Genomic DNA, 15,380 nt, shown 5'->3' with positions numbered 1-15,380 from the left:
ATTTTAAACTTTCCATTTTGAAACATGATTGCAACAACACGGGTGAAAAGAGAACATCAATCTGAGGAAGAATCCGGGTCAGGTGTTGCTAGACCATTCTTGGTAGATTCAGGAACCTGTATCACTAGGTCGCTTTCATCCGATAGATATTTTTGAGAACTACTTTTGGACAAATCATAACTTTGCATGGACTGTATAAAGTCGGTGCTGCTTTGATCACCACCGGAAGGGAACAGATGTTCTGCGATTTTACTAGGAAGTATAATGATAACACTTAGTATGCTAGCCAGACCTGTGAGAGCAGCACCTAGATCGGCCAAAGAAATATTTTCTTTTTTGGAAACATTTAAAATTGTCTGCCCTCCAAAATAAATTGTGATAACATAGGTACTACATACAATCAAAAAAAAGAAAATTTTAAGAATAAGTTGAGATATATCCGTACGGCGCTGATTATTTACATAATGTTGGAGCAGTTTGACATATTCTCGATCACGGTTTAGGTGATTACGAGAATACTCTAAATTTTTGGTATCTATCAAACTTCTTGTATCCTTTTTTTTAACAGTCATAGTAAATCATCATCTTTCGTATAGAGATAGAATCAGCTGTCATATGTGTCCATGTTGGGGTTGGACATTGCGTTTACAATACTAGCAACTTCTACACGAGACATACCTTTGCGCTTGATAACAACTTCACTTCCAGCCAGTTGAGCAGGTGTTTCAGCGGTAAATCGTGTGATATCACGTAGAGTTTTCCCAGACTGTCGCCCAACATAAAGCTCAGCGTTATGTTGAAAGACGATATAGCGAGGCTTTTTATTTTGGCTAGAGGTAGAAACGATTTTAAAGTCTGGTGTTGTGGAGGAAGTACGGATGGTTGGGGAGGAATGGGATACAGATACCTCTGCGTTTCTTAGAGAAGTAGTGGGCCTAAAATCTGAAGTAATAAAAGAATGTCTTTTGTGCTGATTACGTTTTGGGTTGTTTTGATGATAGCTTTTTTTTCCTAATCTCATATATATTCTCATCTCCTTTGTATAGATGGTAATAAACATTTCTATGCACCTCCAGTTTACCATATTGGAAGATTTACTTCAATCAAGAACCTGAATTTTGTATACACTCCTTAGAAAATCTTTCTCTAGAAATTCAAAAAGTGAAAGAAAGGGTAGGATTAGTTTGGTGTATTTTTCATTGAGGATACCCTTTGTCTATGGTAATATGATTATATAATAAATAGAAACGAGGGTTGCTTATGCCATGGAACAATCTCACGGAATTGCTGAGCCAGTTGGCGGACTTTGCCGTGGGGAAGATTCTGATCATCGTGCCGGTGGTTGTGGTCAGCTTGATCGCCATCAAGATCATCATGAAATTGGTGGACCGAATGCTGGGCCGTCTTCCCACAGACGAGACCATCAAGACCCTGGTCCGCACTTCCATCAAGATTCTGCTGCTGGCGGTGGCGGCCATTGTCCTCATGAGCTGTCTGGAGATTCCAGTCACCTCCTTTGTGGCCCTGCTCTCTGTGGCAGGCTTGGCACTGTCCCTGTCCATCCAGAACTTCCTGTCCAACGTGTTTGCCGGCCTCCAGCTGTTGGCCTCCAAGCCCTTCAAGGTGGGGGACTACGTGGACGCGGGCAATTGCTCCGGCACCGTGTATGAGATTGGCCTGTTCTATACCAAGCTCACCAGCGTGGACAACAAGCTCATCCAGCTGCCCAACAGCACCATTGTGGGTTCCAATGTGATCAACTACTCCAGCCAGACCCACCGCCGGGTGGAGATCAAAGTCACCGCCTCCTATGATGCACCCACCGAACAGGTGAAACAGGTGTTGTCCAAAGTGGTGGAGGACAACCCCCTGGTGGACCGAGAGAAGCCCATCATGGTGCGGGTGAACAACTATCAGGACAGCGCCATCGAGTATATCATCCGGGTCTGGTGCGCCAATGAGGACTATTGGACGGTGCACTACGATCTGATGGAGGCCATCAAGCCCGCCTTTGATGCCAACAACATTGAGATGACCTATCCACACCTGAACGTGCACATGATGAAAAACTGAAGGAAACAGCAAAATGGGTCTGTGGAACACCACAGGCCCATTTTCGTCTAAATGGTGGCGGAGGCAGCAGGAGAGGGAGCAGAAGAAGGCACAGGGGACGGCGCGGCAGACGGGGCCGCCGATGCGGCGGGGAAGTCCAAGGTGCTGACAAAGCTGCCGTCAGCGGCCTGAATGTGTCCCCCAATCAAGGTCCCGTCACACACCAATAGCACTGCCTGCACATCCGACCGCCCGGTGGGATGGTTGGAGATCGGATAGACGTACCGCTGGACCCGCTGGCCGCAGTAGTTCTCCAGGTCAAAGCCCTGCTGACGCTGCAAGGTCTGATAGGAATCATAACTCTCATCCAGGGTGTCCGGGATGAGCAGTTCTTGGGTGGAAACTGCCTGGTCTCCCACCGTCCAGCCCCGTTGCTGGAGATAGGTGACCCGGGCCGAGTTGTCCTTCATCCCCGACACAGAGGCTGAGGTGGGCACTGCTCCCCCATTGAGACTCAGAACCAGTGCCACCACCAGCACCAGACAGCAGCACAGAACACTGACGCCCCCCGCCATCAGTCGGCGCCGGGGAATGCGAGCCGTGACAATGAGCATGTTGATTCCTCCCGTCTTCATGGACTCATACACAGGATGGATATGTATTTTCCCGGGAAAATATGATACAATTTCTACAACCATACCACACAAGGAAAAGGAGAAGGGATATGGAGCGATTGGACAAGCGGCTGGCATCCACAGGACGGTGGAGCCGGAAGGAGGCAAGGGAGCTCATTCGGGCGGGCCGGGTGCAGGTGCAGGGCCAGGTGTGCCGCAGCATTGACCAGAAGGTGGAAGAGGACGCCCTGGTGGCGGTGGACGGCACTTCCATCGGAGCGGCGGGACCGGTGTATCTGATGCTGCATAAGCCTGCCGGGGTGGTGTCCGCCACGGAGGACCGGGAGGAGAAAACCGTGCTGGACCTGCTCCCAGACCCCTATCCCGCCATGGGGCTGTTTCCCGTGGGACGGCTGGACAAGGACACGGAGGGATTGCTGCTCATGACCAACGACGGACCGCTGGCCCATCGTCTGCTCGCCCCCAAGCGCCATGTGGACAAAGTGTACTACGTGGAAGTGGACGGAATTCTGGACCAACAGGACGTGGAGGCGGTGTCCCAGGGCATTGTATTGCGGGATGGATACCAGTGCCTGCCTGGAAAATTGGAACTTCTAGAAGGGAATACTTCGGCTTATATCACTATCCGAGAGGGAAAATATCACCAAATTAAGCGGATGATGGCAGCCCGTGGGAAACCGGTATCTTATCTAAAACGCATAAGGTTTGGGCCCCTCCAGCTGGACCCGCAACTGGATAAAGGTGGTTGGAGAGCACTAACCCAGGAGGAATTGCAAGAGCTTTTCCGTCAATGAGACGAAAGTTATGGCAATATCACCAAAAAAATTAAAAAAAACTATTGAAGTCGGCGGGACAAACCGATATAATATCATTTGTGAAAATAAACAAGGCAGTGGGAAGCGTCAAACTGCCAGGAAAGGGGATTGCGCAATGTCCAGCCGCATTTTCCAGAGCATCGTTCTCCAGATGAAGGATTGCTCCGACCGAGCCATCGGAGTCATCGACGAGCAGGGCACCGTACTGGCATGTAACGAATTGGCTTACATTGGTGAGAAGTGGGGGAATGTACCCGCACTGTTGGCTGCCGAAGGGGACAACATGGTGGTGAGCAATGGCTTCACCTTTAAGGCCATGTCCGGTTGGAATGGTCAGTTTGACTATGCCGCCTTTGTCCGGGGCGAAGATGAGCAGGCTGCCACCATGTGCGCCATGGCCACCATCGCGCTCAACGGTGCCAAGACCTATTATGAGGAGAAGCACGACAAGGCTACCTTTGTCAAGAACATCCTGTCCGACAACATCCTCCTGGGCGACATCTATGTCCGGGCCAAGGAGCTGCACTTTGTCTCCGAGGTGCCCCGGGTGGTCCTGCTAGTGCGCCAGCTGGGTGTGCCCGACGTGTCCGCCGTGGATGTGATGACCAACCTGTACCCCGACCGTCAGACCGACTTCGTCCTCTCCCTCAGCGAGACCGACGTGGCCCTGGTCAAGCAGCTCAGCGAGCACACCGACGCCCGGGACGTGTACAAGATCGCCCAGAACATCCAGGAGACCCTGCTGCGGGAGCTGGGAATCAAGACCGTTGTGGGCATGGGCACCGTGGTGGGCCATGTCCGGGATCTGGCCCGCTCCTATAAGGAGGCCCAGGTGGCCATCGAGGTGGGCAAGGTGTTTGACACCGAGCGCTCCATCATCAACTATGAGAACCTGGGCATCGGCCGTCTGATCTATCAGCTGCCCACCACTCTGTGTGAGATGTTCCTGCAAGAGGTCTTTAAGAAGAACCCCATTGATGCCCTGGACCAGGAGACCCTGTTCACCATCAACAAGTTCTTTGAGAACAACCTCAACGTCTCCGAGACCGCCCGTAAGCTGTTTGTCCACCGCAACACCTTGGTCTATCGACTGGAAAAGATCAAAAAGCTCACCGGCCTGGACCTGAGAGAGTTTGACGACGCCATCACCTTCAAGGTGGCCCTGATGGTCAAAAAGTATCTGGTTTCCCGGGGAATTGAGTCCTAATTTGTCACCCGTTCAAAGAGCACCTGGTTCCAGGTGCTCTTTTCCTATTTACATATATGGGCATAAATTGTTGACACAGGTCAAAGGGCAGTATATAATGAAAAAAGATATGTGTAACAAATGGTTACAAATAGTTACTACGGAGAGGTCAATTCCATGATACGAATGGTGGACGTTTATAAAGAATATGACAACGGCACAAAAGCCATAAAAGGACTGAATTTACGGATAGATGACGGAGAATTCGCTTTTCTGGTGGGGCCTTCCGGCTCAGGTAAATCCACCATCATCAAGCTTTTGACGGCGGAAGAATTTGCCACCAAGGGACGCGTGATGGTAAATGGTTACAACCTCAGCACCATCAAGCGCCGCCAGATTCCCAAGATGCGCCGCACCCTGGGTGTCATCTTCCAGGACTTCCGACTCATCGACAAAAAGACGGTGTGGGGCAACCTGGAATTTACCATGCGCATCATCGGCGCCACCAACCGGGAGATGAGAAAGCGCATTCCTTACGTACTGGACCTGGTGGGCTTGAGCGACAAGGCAAAAGCCTACCCCAACGAGATGAGCGGCGGCGAGCAGCAGCGTGTGGCCATTGCCCGAGCCTTGGTGAACAATCCCCAGATGATCATCGCCGACGAGCCCACCGGAAACCTGGACCCCCAGCGCTCCCTGGAAATCATGACTCTGCTGGAGCGCATCAACTCCATGGGCACCACCATGCTGGTGGTCACCCACGAGCGAGGCCTTGTCAATCATTTCTCCAAGCGTGTGGTGGCCATCCAAAACGGAGAACTCATCAGCGATGAAGAGGGAGGCTACTACAAACTATGAGAAAACGGCGAACCAACCTTGGATATTTTATCAGCGAGGGATTTCACAGCATCTTCTCCCACGGGCTGATGTCCTTTGCCGCTGTGTGCATGATTGTGGCTTGCCTCATTATCATGGGCTCCTTTAGTTTGCTGGCCCTGAACGCCGACCAGGTGATGAGCCAGCTGGAGAGTGAAAACGTCTTTTACGCCTACATCGACGAGAACTATACCGATGAACAGATTACCGAGCTGGAGGCCAAGGTCAAACAGATCGACAACGTGGCCTCGGTGGAGTTTGTCAGCCGGGAACAGGCCAAGGAGGAATACCTGGGAGGCCGCACCGAGGAGATGTTTGTGAACATGCCCGACGAGGTGTTCCGGGACCGCTTGGTCATCCACGTCTATGATCTGGAGAAGTTCTCCCAGACCGTGGATGAGGTGTCCGCCCTGGAAGGGGTGGCAGATCACCGGGCGGAGCAGGATTTGACCGACGCATTTATCACCGTGCGAAATGTGGCCACCGCTGTGGCAGGCATTCTGATCGGCATTTTGGCGGCCATCTCCCTGTTTATCATTGCCAATACGGTACGCCTGGCGGCTTTTGCCCGCCGGGAGGAGATCGCCATCATGAAGATGTGCGGTGCCAGCGACAGCTTCATCCGCTGGCCCTTCGTCATTGAAGGTATGCTGTTGGGCCTGTTTGGCGCCCTGTTGGCCTTCTTTGCCCAGTGGGGCATTTACGCCGGGGTGTACAAAGCGGTGATGACCAGCAGTGCCGCTACCATCGTCATTCCGGTGACCTTCGGGGCGGTTTGGTATTGGGTGCTGGGGGTCTTTGCCCTGGCAGGTGTCCTCATTGGTGTGTGCGGCTCTGGCTTGGCTATCCGCCGCTTCCTGCGTGTGTAAAAGGAGTGTCATGATGAAAAAAACAGGAATCCGAGTCATGGTGTTGCTTCTGGCTGTGGTCATGCTGTTGTCCGTGCTCATGCCCGCCATGACCACGTTGGCTGGCGCAGCCGTGACACAGCAAGACATTGACAACTACAAGAGCAGCCTCCAAGATGTCCAGGGACAGCGGTCTGAGCTGCAAAAGAAGCTGGATGCCATTCAGGACGACAAGGAGGCCACGCAAGAGAAGCTGGCTCTGCTCCAGGAGCAAATCCTCCTCACCGAGCAGCAGATCGGCGAGAGCCAGAAGCTGCTGGACAGCTATGACCAGCAGATCGAGGACAAAAAGGCCGAGATCACCAAGCTGGAGGAGCAGGAGGACCAGCAGTACGACGAGTTCTACACCCAGACCCGCTGGATGGAAGAGAACGGCGGCGCCTCCTTTATCTCTATCATTTTCCAGGCCTCCAGCTTTTCGGAGCTGCTGGACTACATGATGCTGGTCACCGACATCATGAACTACAACGATAAGATCATCACCCAGCTGGAGCAGACCCAGGCAGATCTGGCCCAGGCCCGGGATGATCTGCAGAGCGCCCGGGATGAGCAGGCAGCTGCCCAGAGCCAGCTGGAGACCGCCAAGGCTGATTTGAACAGCCAGAAGAAAGAGGCGGACGAGTACTATCAGCAGCTGCTGGAGGATGAGAACAGCTACGACAGTGAGGAAGCTAAACTGGAGGCTGAACAGAAGCAGATTGAGGCGGATCTAGCTGAGGCCCAGGAGAAGTATCGGCAACAGCTGGAAGAGGCCAAGAAGCCCAAGCCCACCCCCACGCCCGCTCCTCCCAGCAATGGTGGCAACACTGGTGGCGGTAGCAGTACTGGTGGTGGAGGCAACTCCGGTGGCGGCAGCAGCAACCCCGTGGTGGACCCCTCTGGTAACTGGTATTGGCCTCTGCCTGGCTACTATTACATCTCCTCTGTGTTCGGCGGTCGTTATCATCCCATCACTGGTGTGTGGGAGACCCATACCGGCACCGATGTTCCCGCTCCCGGCGGTACCCCCATCCAGTGTGCCAAGGACGGTGTGGTGACCACTGTGGTGCCTGAGAGTGCCGGCAGCAGTTACGGTAACTACTGCATTGTGTACCATGGAGATGGCTATGCCACTCTGTACGCTCATATGCAGAGCACACCCAGCGTCAGTGTGGGTGAGTCTGTGTCTGCCGGTCAGGTGATTGGTTACGTGGGCACCACTGGCAGCTCCACCGGTAACCACCTGCACTTTGAGCTGCGTATCAACGGCCAGCGCGCCAGCGCCCTGGATCTCTATCCCAACCTGAGCTTCAGTGGGCTGTAAAGTATGATTTCTCTGAGGGGGTGCAGACTGGTTCTGCACCCCCTGGTTCTTTTTTGAAATGTGGGGGTATGGTCCCGCATAAGCATAGGCCAAGGAGGTTATCACATGGAGGAACAACAAAAAAAGCGCCGCCGATTTCCCGGTTGGGCGAAGATCGTCATAGCGGTGGTACTGACTCTGGTGCTGACACTGGGAGCCGTGGCAGGAGCCGCTGTGGTGGTGTTTGGCAAGGATGGCATCGCCCTGATGCAGGGATATCTGCTGGCCAAGTTCTCCTTTGTGGAGACGGATGCAGACCTGTCCAAGGCGGTGGATAGTGCTCTGGACGGCATGGTGGAAGGGCTGGGAGACCGTTGGTCCTACTACCTGGACCCGGAGAGCTACCAGAACACCTTGCAGAGCCGGGCCAACAACTATGTGGGCATCGGTGTCACCGTCAGCTATGACCGGGAGGATGGCTTGCTGGTGCAGGAGGTCACCGAGGAGGGCCCCGCTCAGCAGGCCGGGGTCAAGGCTGGGGATGTCATCACCCATGTGGATGGCACGTCAGTGGCTGGAGATGCCCGCTATGAGGCCACGGATATGATTGCGGGGGAAGAGGGCACCCAGGTGGAGCTGACCCTGTTGGGAGAGGACGGGACCACCCGCACGGTGACCTGTACCCGCCAGACCCTGAAAAGCGACTCGGTGAGCAGCAAGCTGCTGGATAACGGCGTGGGTTATGTGCGCCTGGATAACTTCTACTCCGGGGCGGCCTCTTCCCTGAGCCGAGAGGTGCAGAGCCTCATGGACCAGGGGGCCACCAGCCTGGTGCTGGACGTGCGCAGCAATCCCGGCGGCTATGTGGCCGAGCTCATCGCCGCCCTGGACTACCTGCTCCCGGAAGGCCCCGTCTTTACCGAGCGGCCCCGGTGGGGCAAGGAGACGGTGTATGAGTCCGACGCCTCCTGTGTGGACCTGCCCATGGTGGTGATGGTGGATGCCAACAGCTACTCTGCCGCCGAGCTGTTTGCCGCCCAGCTGCGGGAGAGTGTCCAGGCCCCCATTGTGGGCGAGGTGACCTCCGGCAAGGGCTACGCCCAGCTCACCTTCCCCCTGGTCAACGGGGGCGGCTTGGGCCTGTCTGTGTCCGCCTACTGTACCGGCGGCGGTCACTCCCTCATCGGGGAGGGCATTCAGCCCGATGTGGAGCTGTCTCTGGACGACAGCGGCACCGACAACCAGTTGCAAGCTGCCATTGACTTGTTGCTGAAATAAAAAAGGACCATCCACGGATTTGTCCGTGGATGGTCCTTTTTTATGCTTATTCGTTGCGCAGGAAGATGATGCCCAGGGTATTGGGGCCACAGTGGCTGGAGATGGTGCATCCGGCGGTGGCCTCGTAGATGTCCTGGAAGCCGTAGCCCACCAGGGCGGCCCGGACCGACTCCACCACCCCCTGGTCACACCGGGTATGTACCAGGAAGATGCGGTCCCGATTGATGCCCGTGGGGTCGGACACCCGCTCTTTTACGTAGTCCAGCAGCACCTTATCCCAGTTGCCCCGGTACTTCTTGGCCACGCCCATCTTGCCATCCGAGACCTGGATACAGGGCTTGAGCTTGAGCAAGTTGGCGCCCAGCGCCGCCACGGCGGAGCAGCGGCCGCCCTTGGCCAGGTAGTCCAGCTTGTCCACCACGAAGGTGGTGTCCACCCGAGAGGTGAGGCGCTCCAGATAGGGCAGAATGTCCTCCACCTTTTCTCCCCGAGCGGCGGCCAGAGCGGCCTCCAGTACCACAAAGCCGTGGCCACAGGAGAGGTTGCGGGAGTCCACCACAAACACGTTGTCAAACTCCCCAGCGGCCAGAACCGCATTCTGGTGGCAGGAGGAGAAGTCCTGGCTGATGTTGATGTGGATGACCGCGTCATACTGGGCGGACAGAGGGGCGAAGATCTCGGTGTAATCGGCGATGTTGATGGCGGCTGTGGTGGGCAGGTTGCCTCCGGCGGCCACGTGGTCGAAAATCTGCTCGGGGACGATGTCCACGCCGTCCCGATGCACCACCCCGTCCAGATTCACATAGAGGGGCACAATGGTGATCTGGTATTTCTCCAACAGGGCCTGGGGCAGATCGCAGGTGCTGTCAGCGGTGATTTTAATAGACATAGAGAGTCCTCCATCGTCATAAGTATGGTTCTTAGAATACCCCTGTATTCTATCATCAATCCGGGGTGAAATCAATGGTGCAGTTCCGGGTTTTGGAAGTAGGTGGCGGATGTGGCAGCGGTGGGTCGGCTGATCTGGAGGGAAGAGAAGGGGCGGGGGAGCAGTGACCTGCACTATTATGGGACGCTGCCTGTGCTGACCGTGACGGTGTGCGCCCCACCCTCCATGGGTATGTGGCGGAAACGGCGGCGGATGCGGCGGGCAGTGCGTGCCCTGTACCAGGCGGGGGTGCGCCAGGTGATCTGGCCTCAGAACTGCCCCTGGAGCCTCCAGGAGGCGGGCTTTGTCGGAATTGAGGTGGAGCCTCTGTACCAGGCCCAGGCGGACCAGTTGGCCCTGGGGGCTCTGGCTGAGCTGGGCATTCCCCCAGGAGAGGGGCGGGTGGCCCTGGTGGCCCAGCGCCTCACCATCCCCTTGCAGCGCACCGCCCAGCGTCTGTGCCCACAGGTCAAGGGGCTGCTCATCCAGGTGCCAGGGGAAGGGGAGGACTACGCCCGGTGGCTCCACGGCCAGTACGGCCTCCCGGTGGCTCCAGCTGCGGCGGGGGCGGAGGTGACGGTGGCCTTTTCCCCCGGCGGCCCCCGGTGGGGACGGTGCCTGGAGGTGTACGGGGATTGCCGCCTGGACGGCCTGCGCCTCACCGCTCTGGGACTGGACCTGCCGGAGGAGATGGAAGAGCCGCTGTTGGCGGTGTTGTGGGAGCGAGGGGAGATCCGGGGGGAGGATTTGGCGGTTACGAGCCTTGACACCCCAGAGGGGCCGTGGTAATATACTGAGGTAAGTAAATATCGCTGTGAACGCATTTGAGTAGCGTGTGTGAAATCCGTCAGAGAGGCCTTGTCAGCGGCTGAAAGCAGGGCTCGGGGGAAGCGTGCGTGAAGTGCAAGCGGGAGCGAGGGGGATGTAGATGCCCTCCGGCCAGGCCACGTGACGGCCTTTGAGTGACAAACGAGAGTGGAACCGCGAGACCATCGCCTCTCATACCCTGGTGGTATGAGAGGCGTTTTTGTTTCATGGGTCTATCCGCAGGAGAGGAGGAATCGTTTTGACCCGATTGGGAGAAACGTTGCGTGCTTACCAAGCCAGGGACCCGGCGGCCCGGAGCCGTCTGGAGATCTTTTTGCTCTATCCCGGCGTCCACGCGGTGCTCTATCACCGTCTGGCCCATTTCCTCTATGTGCACCACCTGAAATTCCTGGCCCGGTTGGTGTCCCAGTGGAGCCGGTTCTGGACGGGGATCGAGATTCACCCTGGGGCCAAGCTGGGCCGCCGCCTGGTCATTGACCACGGCATGGGAATCGTCATCGGCGAGACTGCCGAGGTGGGAGACGACTGCCTCATCTACCACGGGGTCACTCTGGGCGGTACCGGCAAGGACTGCGGCAAACGCCACCCCACCATTGGCAACAATGTGATGATCTCCTGCGGGGCAAAAGTGTTGGGCCCCTTCCGCGTGGGAGACGGCTCCCGCATTGCCGCCAATGCAGTGGTGCTCACCGAGATTCCCGACCATGCCACCGCCGTGGGTGTCCCTGCCCAGGTGGTGCGGGTCCGCGGGGAAAAGGTCAACTATACCGATACGGTGGACCAGACCAGCGTGAAAAACCCCACTTTGGAAAAGTTGGGAACCCTGGCGGCTCGGGTTGAGCTGCTGGAAAAACAGGTAAACCAGATGAAAAAGGAGAAGTAAACCATGTATCTATACAATTCCGCCACCCGTAAGAAGGACGAATTTCAGACCCACACCCCTGGCCGTGTGGAGATGTACACCTGCGGCCCCACCGTGTACCATTTTGCCCACATCGGCAACCTGCGCTCCTACATCATGGAGGACGTGCTGGAGAAGTACCTGCGCTGGGAGGGGTATGACGTGAACCGGGTGATGAACATCACCGACGTGGGACACCTGGCCTCCGATGCGGACACTGGCGAGGACAAGATGCTCAAGGGCGCCAAGCGGGAGCACAAGACCGTCATGGAGATCGCCCAGTTCTACACCGACGCCTTCTTTGACGACTGCCGCAAGCTGAACATCAAGACCCCCGACGTGGTGCAGCCTGCCACCGGCCTCATTGACGAGTTCATCCATATGGTGGAGACCCTCATGGAGAAGGGGTACGCCTACTTTGCCGGCGGCAACGTGTACTTCGATACCTCCAAGCTGGACCACTACTATGTGTTCAACGACCACGACGAGGAGGACCTGGCCGTGGGCGTCCGGGAGGGCGTGGAAGAGGATGTGAACAAGCGCAACAAAAACGACTTTGTGCTCTGGTTTACCAAGTCCAAGTTTGAGGACCAGGCCCTGAAATGGGATTCTCCCTGGGGCGTGGGCTATCCCGGCTGGCACATTGAGTGCTCGGGCATCTCCGCCAAGTTCAACGGCGAGTACCTGGACCTGCACTGTGGCGGCGTGGACAACGCCTTCCCCCACCACACCAATGAGATTGCCCAGTCCGAGGCCTACTTCGGCCACCCCTGGTGCAAGCAGTGGTTCCACGTGGCCCACCTGAACACCAACTCCGGCAAGATGTCCAAGAGCAAGGGCGAGTTCCTCACCGTCTCCCTGCTGGAGGAGAAGGGCTATGACCCCCTGGCCTACCGCTTCTTCTGCCTCCAGAGCCACTACCGCAAGGGCCTGGTGTTCACCTGGGAGAACCTGGACAACGCCGCCACCGCCTATCAGAAGCTGGTGAAGAAGATTGCCGCCCTCAAGCCCGAGGACGGCGAGGTGGACCAGGCTGTGGTGGAGGAGTACCGCACCAAGTTTAAGACTCAGGTGGGCAACGACCTGAACACCTCCATGGCCGTCACCTGCCTCTACGACGCTTTGAAGGCCAAGACCAATGACGCCACCCGTCTGGCTATTTTGAACGACTTTGACCAGGTGCTCTCCCTCTCCCTGCTGGATAAGGCCGCTGAGCTGCGCAAGAGCCAGCAGGCCCAGGCCCAGAAGGCCGCCTCTGGGGAGTTCACCATCCACGGCGAGGGGGACCCCGCCATTGACGCGCTGGTGAAGGCCCGTGCCGAGGCCAAGAAGGCCAAGAACTTTGCCGAGGCCGACCGCATCCGGGACGAGCTGAAGGCCCAGGGCATTGAGGTCACCGACATGCCCAACGGGGCCAGCTGGAGACGAATTTGAAGCAAGAGGAGGGGCGGGGAGTGAGCCAGACCCAACAAGAATCTCACAACCACCTGGAGGGCACCGTCACCGCCATCCTCTTCCGTAACGAGGAGAACGGCTACACGGTGTTGCGCCTGGACACCCCCAACCGGGGGGAGGTGACGGTGGTGGGCTGCATGCCCGGCGTGGCCCCGGGGGAGACCCTGGAGCTAGAGGGTAGCTGGGGCCGCCATGCCAGCTACGGGGAGCAGTTCAAGGCCGAGGCCATCTATCGGCGCATGCCGGTGGGGGAGAAGGCCATCTATGAATACCTGGCTTCCGGGGCGGTGAAGGGCATCCGGATGGGGCTGGCCCGTCAGATTGTGGATAAGTTCGGGGCCCAGGCCCTGGAGATCATTGAGAATGCCCCGGAGGAGTTGGCTCAAATCCGAGGGGTGAGCCTCAAGCGGGCCCGCACCATCAGCGAGGGCTTCCGGGCCCAGATGGGCATGCGGAACCTGGCGGAATTTCTCACCCAGCACCAGCTGCCCCTGGCCGCCGCCATGCCCCTCTACCAGCGGTTCGGGGACCTGGCGGTGGAGATGGTGCAGAATAACCCCTATCTTCTGGCCGACCGTGGCCTGGACATCCCCTTCTCCAAGGTGGACCAGCTGGCCATTGAGCTGGGCGTGGCGGGGGACGACCCTCAGCGGGTGGAGACCGCCCTCCTCTTTGAGCTGGAGCACAACGCCGACAACGGCCACGTGTTCCTCCCCCAGGACAAGCTGCTGGCCGCCACAGGCGCCCTCATCGGCGTGGAGGGGGAGTGCCTGGACACCGGGCTGGAAGCCCTCATCCAGCGGGGCGAGGTGGTGCGGGAGGGCATCGCCGGGGTCACCGCCTGCTACTTGGCGGGGCTGTACGGGGCGGAGTGCTATGTGGCCATGCGCCTGAGCGAGATGTGCACCATGGAACTCACCCCGCCTCACAACCTGGACCAGCTGCTGGAGGACATCCAGCGCCGCCAGGGCATCACCTACGCCCAGCAGCAGCGGGACGCTGTGGAGCTGGCGGCAAGCCGCCAGGTGATGCTCCTCACGGGAGGTCCTGGCACGGGTAAGACCACCTCTCTGCGTGGGGTGCTGGCCCTCTTTGACCACCTGGGGCTGGAGACCGCTCTGGCCGCCCCCACCGGGCGGGCAGCCAAGCGCATGAGCGAGACCTGCGGCCAAGACGCCTACACCATCCACCGGCTGTTGGAGACCAAGATGGACCCCTATACCGGACAGCTGGCCTTTACCAAGAACCAGGATGACCCCCTGGGGGTGGATGCCGTCATTGTGGACGAGACCTCCATGGTGGACATGTCTCTAATGTCCGCCCTGCTGGCCGCCATGCGGGGGGATTGCCGCCTGGTACTGGTGGGTGACCCGGATCAGCTGCCTTCCGTGGGACCGGGCAACGTGCTGGATCACCTCCTGCGCAGCCATGTGGTGCCGGGGGTGGCTCTCACCGAGATTTTCCGCCAGGCCCAAGAGAGCGCCATTGTCATGAACGCCCACGGGGTCAACCAAGGGGTCATGCCAGACCTGACCAACCACAGCAAGGATTTCTTCTGCATGAAGCGGGGGGACGCGGTGCGCACGGTGGACACCATTGTGGAGCTGTGCCAGCGGCGGCTGCCCCAGAACATGGGGATTGCCCCCAGCCAAATTCAGGTGCTGTCCCCCACGAGACGCCGGGAGGCGGGCACAGCCGCCCTCAACCGAGCTCTCCAGCAGGCCCTCAACCCGGCTCAGGAGGGGAAGGGGGAGCGGGCCTTCGGTCCCTATATCTTCCGGGAGGGGGACCGGGTGATGCAGGTGAAGAACAACTACGACCTGTTCTGGGAGAACCCGGAGACCGGGGAGAAGGACCTGGGCGTGTTCAACGGGGACATCGGGGAGATCTTGCAGGTGGATGCCGGTGGCGTCACCGTCTCCTTTGATGGCCGCCTGGTGGCCTATCCCCCGGAGCTGCTGGGCGAGTTGGAGCCCGCCTATGCCGTGACGGTACATAAATCCCAAGGCAGTGAGTACCGGGCGGTGATTCTGGCCCTCCAGGACGTGCCGTCCACGCTGTTGGCCCGTGGGGTGCTGTACACCGCCATCACCCGGGCCAAGGAGCTGTTCATTTTGGTAGGCAGCCCGGAGCTATTGGAAAAGATGGTGAAAAACGACCGTCAGACCCGGCGGTATTCCGCTCTGCGTACCCGCCTCATTCAGGGAACAAAAGAATAAAGAAATGAAGGCCCCAC

At 57.8% G+C, this 15,380-nt stretch carries 15 protein-coding genes; 11 read left to right on the top strand and 4 right to left on the bottom strand.

The window, feature by feature from the left end:
- Positions 1 to 56: 56 nt before the first annotated feature.
- Together E0L15_RS04120 and E0L15_RS04115 are read right to left on the bottom strand one after the other, a co-directional pair.
- Positions 57 to 572, bottom strand: a complete 516-nt coding sequence (locus E0L15_RS04120) for a hypothetical protein (RefSeq protein ID WP_143482151.1) — start codon at positions 570 to 572, stop codon at positions 57 to 59.
- A 32-nt stretch (positions 573 to 604) separates the two neighbouring features.
- Positions 605 to 1,060: a hypothetical protein gene (locus E0L15_RS04115; RefSeq protein WP_143482728.1), complete on the bottom strand. Its 456-nt coding sequence runs from the start codon at positions 1,058 to 1,060 to the stop codon at positions 605 to 607.
- A gap of 200 nt (positions 1,061 to 1,260) precedes the next feature.
- On the opposite strand from E0L15_RS04115, the gene E0L15_RS04110 reads away from it, so the two are divergent.
- The gene (locus E0L15_RS04110) at positions 1,261 to 2,073 is read left to right on the top strand and encodes a mechanosensitive ion channel family protein (RefSeq protein ID WP_168124641.1); all 813 of its coding nucleotides are present in this window, start codon (positions 1,261 to 1,263) and stop codon (positions 2,071 to 2,073) included.
- A 47-nt stretch (positions 2,074 to 2,120) separates the two neighbouring features.
- Here the strand turns inward: E0L15_RS04110 and E0L15_RS04105 are convergent, their stop codons facing one another.
- Positions 2,121 to 2,666 carry a DUF4830 domain-containing protein gene (locus E0L15_RS04105; RefSeq protein ID WP_168124640.1) on the bottom strand — a complete coding sequence of 182 codons (546 nt, stop codon included), beginning with the start codon at positions 2,664 to 2,666 and terminating at the stop codon, positions 2,121 to 2,123.
- 110 nt (positions 2,667 to 2,776) lie between these two features.
- Between E0L15_RS04105 and E0L15_RS04100 the strand changes: the two genes are divergently transcribed.
- From E0L15_RS04100 to E0L15_RS04075, 6 genes are all read left to right on the top strand, one after another.
- The gene (locus E0L15_RS04100) at positions 2,777 to 3,481 is read left to right on the top strand and encodes a 16S rRNA pseudouridine(516) synthase (RefSeq protein ID WP_087390167.1); all 705 of its coding nucleotides are present in this window, start codon (positions 2,777 to 2,779) and stop codon (positions 3,479 to 3,481) included.
- 136 nt (positions 3,482 to 3,617) lie between these two features.
- Positions 3,618 to 4,709: a helix-turn-helix domain-containing protein gene (locus E0L15_RS04095; RefSeq protein ID WP_087229054.1), complete on the top strand. Its 1,092-nt coding sequence runs from the start codon at positions 3,618 to 3,620 to the stop codon at positions 4,707 to 4,709.
- Positions 4,710 to 4,865: 156 nt separating this feature from the next.
- Positions 4,866 to 5,546, top strand: a complete 681-nt coding sequence (gene ftsE, locus E0L15_RS04090) for a cell division ATP-binding protein FtsE (protein ID WP_087229050.1) — start codon at positions 4,866 to 4,868, stop codon at positions 5,544 to 5,546.
- Positions 5,543 to 6,433: a permease-like cell division protein FtsX gene (ftsX, locus tag E0L15_RS04085; protein ID WP_087229047.1), complete on the top strand. Its 891-nt coding sequence runs from the start codon at positions 5,543 to 5,545 to the stop codon at positions 6,431 to 6,433. The genes ftsE and ftsX overlap by 4 nt, the downstream gene beginning before the upstream one ends.
- Positions 6,434 to 6,446: 13 nt before the next feature.
- On the top strand, positions 6,447 to 7,775 hold the full coding sequence (locus E0L15_RS04080; protein WP_168124639.1) for a M23 family metallopeptidase: 1,329 nt from the start codon (positions 6,447 to 6,449) through the stop codon (positions 7,773 to 7,775).
- Positions 7,776 to 7,880: 105 nt separating this feature from the next.
- Positions 7,881 to 9,032, top strand: coding sequence for a S41 family peptidase (locus E0L15_RS04075; RefSeq protein WP_168124638.1), 1,152 nt, complete (start codon positions 7,881 to 7,883; stop codon positions 9,030 to 9,032).
- Positions 9,033 to 9,078: 46 nt separating this feature from the next.
- Here the strand turns inward: E0L15_RS04075 and E0L15_RS04070 are convergent, their stop codons facing one another.
- Positions 9,079 to 9,921 carry a DegV family protein gene (locus E0L15_RS04070; RefSeq protein ID WP_168124637.1) on the bottom strand — a complete coding sequence of 281 codons (843 nt, stop codon included), beginning with the start codon at positions 9,919 to 9,921 and terminating at the stop codon, positions 9,079 to 9,081.
- A 111-nt stretch (positions 9,922 to 10,032) separates the two neighbouring features.
- Here E0L15_RS04070 and E0L15_RS04065 point away from each other — a divergent pair, with 111 nt between their 5' ends.
- The 4 genes from E0L15_RS04065 to E0L15_RS04050 all read left to right on the top strand — a co-directional run bounded on the left by E0L15_RS04065 (position 10,033) and on the right by E0L15_RS04050 (position 15,363).
- Positions 10,033 to 10,749: a hypothetical protein gene (locus E0L15_RS04065; protein WP_168124636.1), complete on the top strand. Its 717-nt coding sequence runs from the start codon at positions 10,033 to 10,035 to the stop codon at positions 10,747 to 10,749.
- Between the two features lie 277 nt (positions 10,750 to 11,026).
- Positions 11,027 to 11,671: a serine O-acetyltransferase EpsC gene (gene epsC / locus E0L15_RS04060; protein ID WP_087390178.1), complete on the top strand. Its 645-nt coding sequence runs from the start codon at positions 11,027 to 11,029 to the stop codon at positions 11,669 to 11,671.
- A gap of 3 nt (positions 11,672 to 11,674) precedes the next feature.
- On the top strand, positions 11,675 to 13,123 hold the full coding sequence (gene cysS / locus E0L15_RS04055; protein WP_087229032.1) for a cysteine--tRNA ligase: 1,449 nt from the start codon (positions 11,675 to 11,677) through the stop codon (positions 13,121 to 13,123).
- A gap of 20 nt (positions 13,124 to 13,143) precedes the next feature.
- Positions 13,144 to 15,363: an ATP-dependent RecD-like DNA helicase gene (locus E0L15_RS04050; RefSeq protein WP_168124635.1), complete on the top strand. Its 2,220-nt coding sequence runs from the start codon at positions 13,144 to 13,146 to the stop codon at positions 15,361 to 15,363.
- Positions 15,364 to 15,380 lie beyond the last annotated feature (17 nt).

The organism is Pseudoflavonifractor sp. SW1122 (genome assembly GCF_012027765.1).
Taxonomy (GTDB): domain Bacteria; phylum Bacillota; class Clostridia; order Oscillospirales; family Oscillospiraceae; genus Enterenecus; species Enterenecus faecium.
The sequence above is the reverse complement of the archived record's forward strand: the minus strand, read 5'-3'. Positions and strand labels throughout refer to the sequence as shown.

What these genes read in the sequence shown, in the direction of transcription:
- ftsE (WP_087229050.1), top strand. Translation starts at nt 4,866, where the DNA reads ATGATACGAATGGTGGACGTTTATAAAGAATATGACAACGGCACAAAA.
- cysS (WP_087229032.1), top strand. Translation starts at nt 11,675, where the DNA reads ATGTATCTATACAATTCCGCCACCCGTAAGAAGGACGAATTTCAGACC.
- E0L15_RS04110 (WP_168124641.1), top strand. Translation starts at nt 1,261, where the DNA reads ATGCCATGGAACAATCTCACGGAATTGCTGAGCCAGTTGGCGGACTTT.
- E0L15_RS04120 (WP_143482151.1), bottom strand. Translation starts at nt 572, where the DNA reads ATGACTGTTAAAAAAAAGGATACAAGAAGTTTGATAGATACCAAAAAT.
- ftsX (WP_087229047.1), top strand. Translation starts at nt 5,543, where the DNA reads ATGAGAAAACGGCGAACCAACCTTGGATATTTTATCAGCGAGGGATTT.
- E0L15_RS04075 (WP_168124638.1), top strand. Translation starts at nt 7,881, where the DNA reads ATGGAGGAACAACAAAAAAAGCGCCGCCGATTTCCCGGTTGGGCGAAG.
- E0L15_RS04095 (WP_087229054.1), top strand. Translation starts at nt 3,618, where the DNA reads ATGTCCAGCCGCATTTTCCAGAGCATCGTTCTCCAGATGAAGGATTGC.
- E0L15_RS04100 (WP_087390167.1), top strand. Translation starts at nt 2,777, where the DNA reads ATGGAGCGATTGGACAAGCGGCTGGCATCCACAGGACGGTGGAGCCGG.
- E0L15_RS04070 (WP_168124637.1), bottom strand. Translation starts at nt 9,921, where the DNA reads ATGTCTATTAAAATCACCGCTGACAGCACCTGCGATCTGCCCCAGGCC.
- E0L15_RS04115 (WP_143482728.1), bottom strand. Translation starts at nt 1,060, where the DNA reads ATGTTTATTACCATCTATACAAAGGAGATGAGAATATATATGAGATTA.
- E0L15_RS04080 (WP_168124639.1), top strand. Translation starts at nt 6,447, where the DNA reads ATGAAAAAAACAGGAATCCGAGTCATGGTGTTGCTTCTGGCTGTGGTC.
- E0L15_RS04105 (WP_168124640.1), bottom strand. Translation starts at nt 2,666, where the DNA reads ATGCTCATTGTCACGGCTCGCATTCCCCGGCGCCGACTGATGGCGGGG.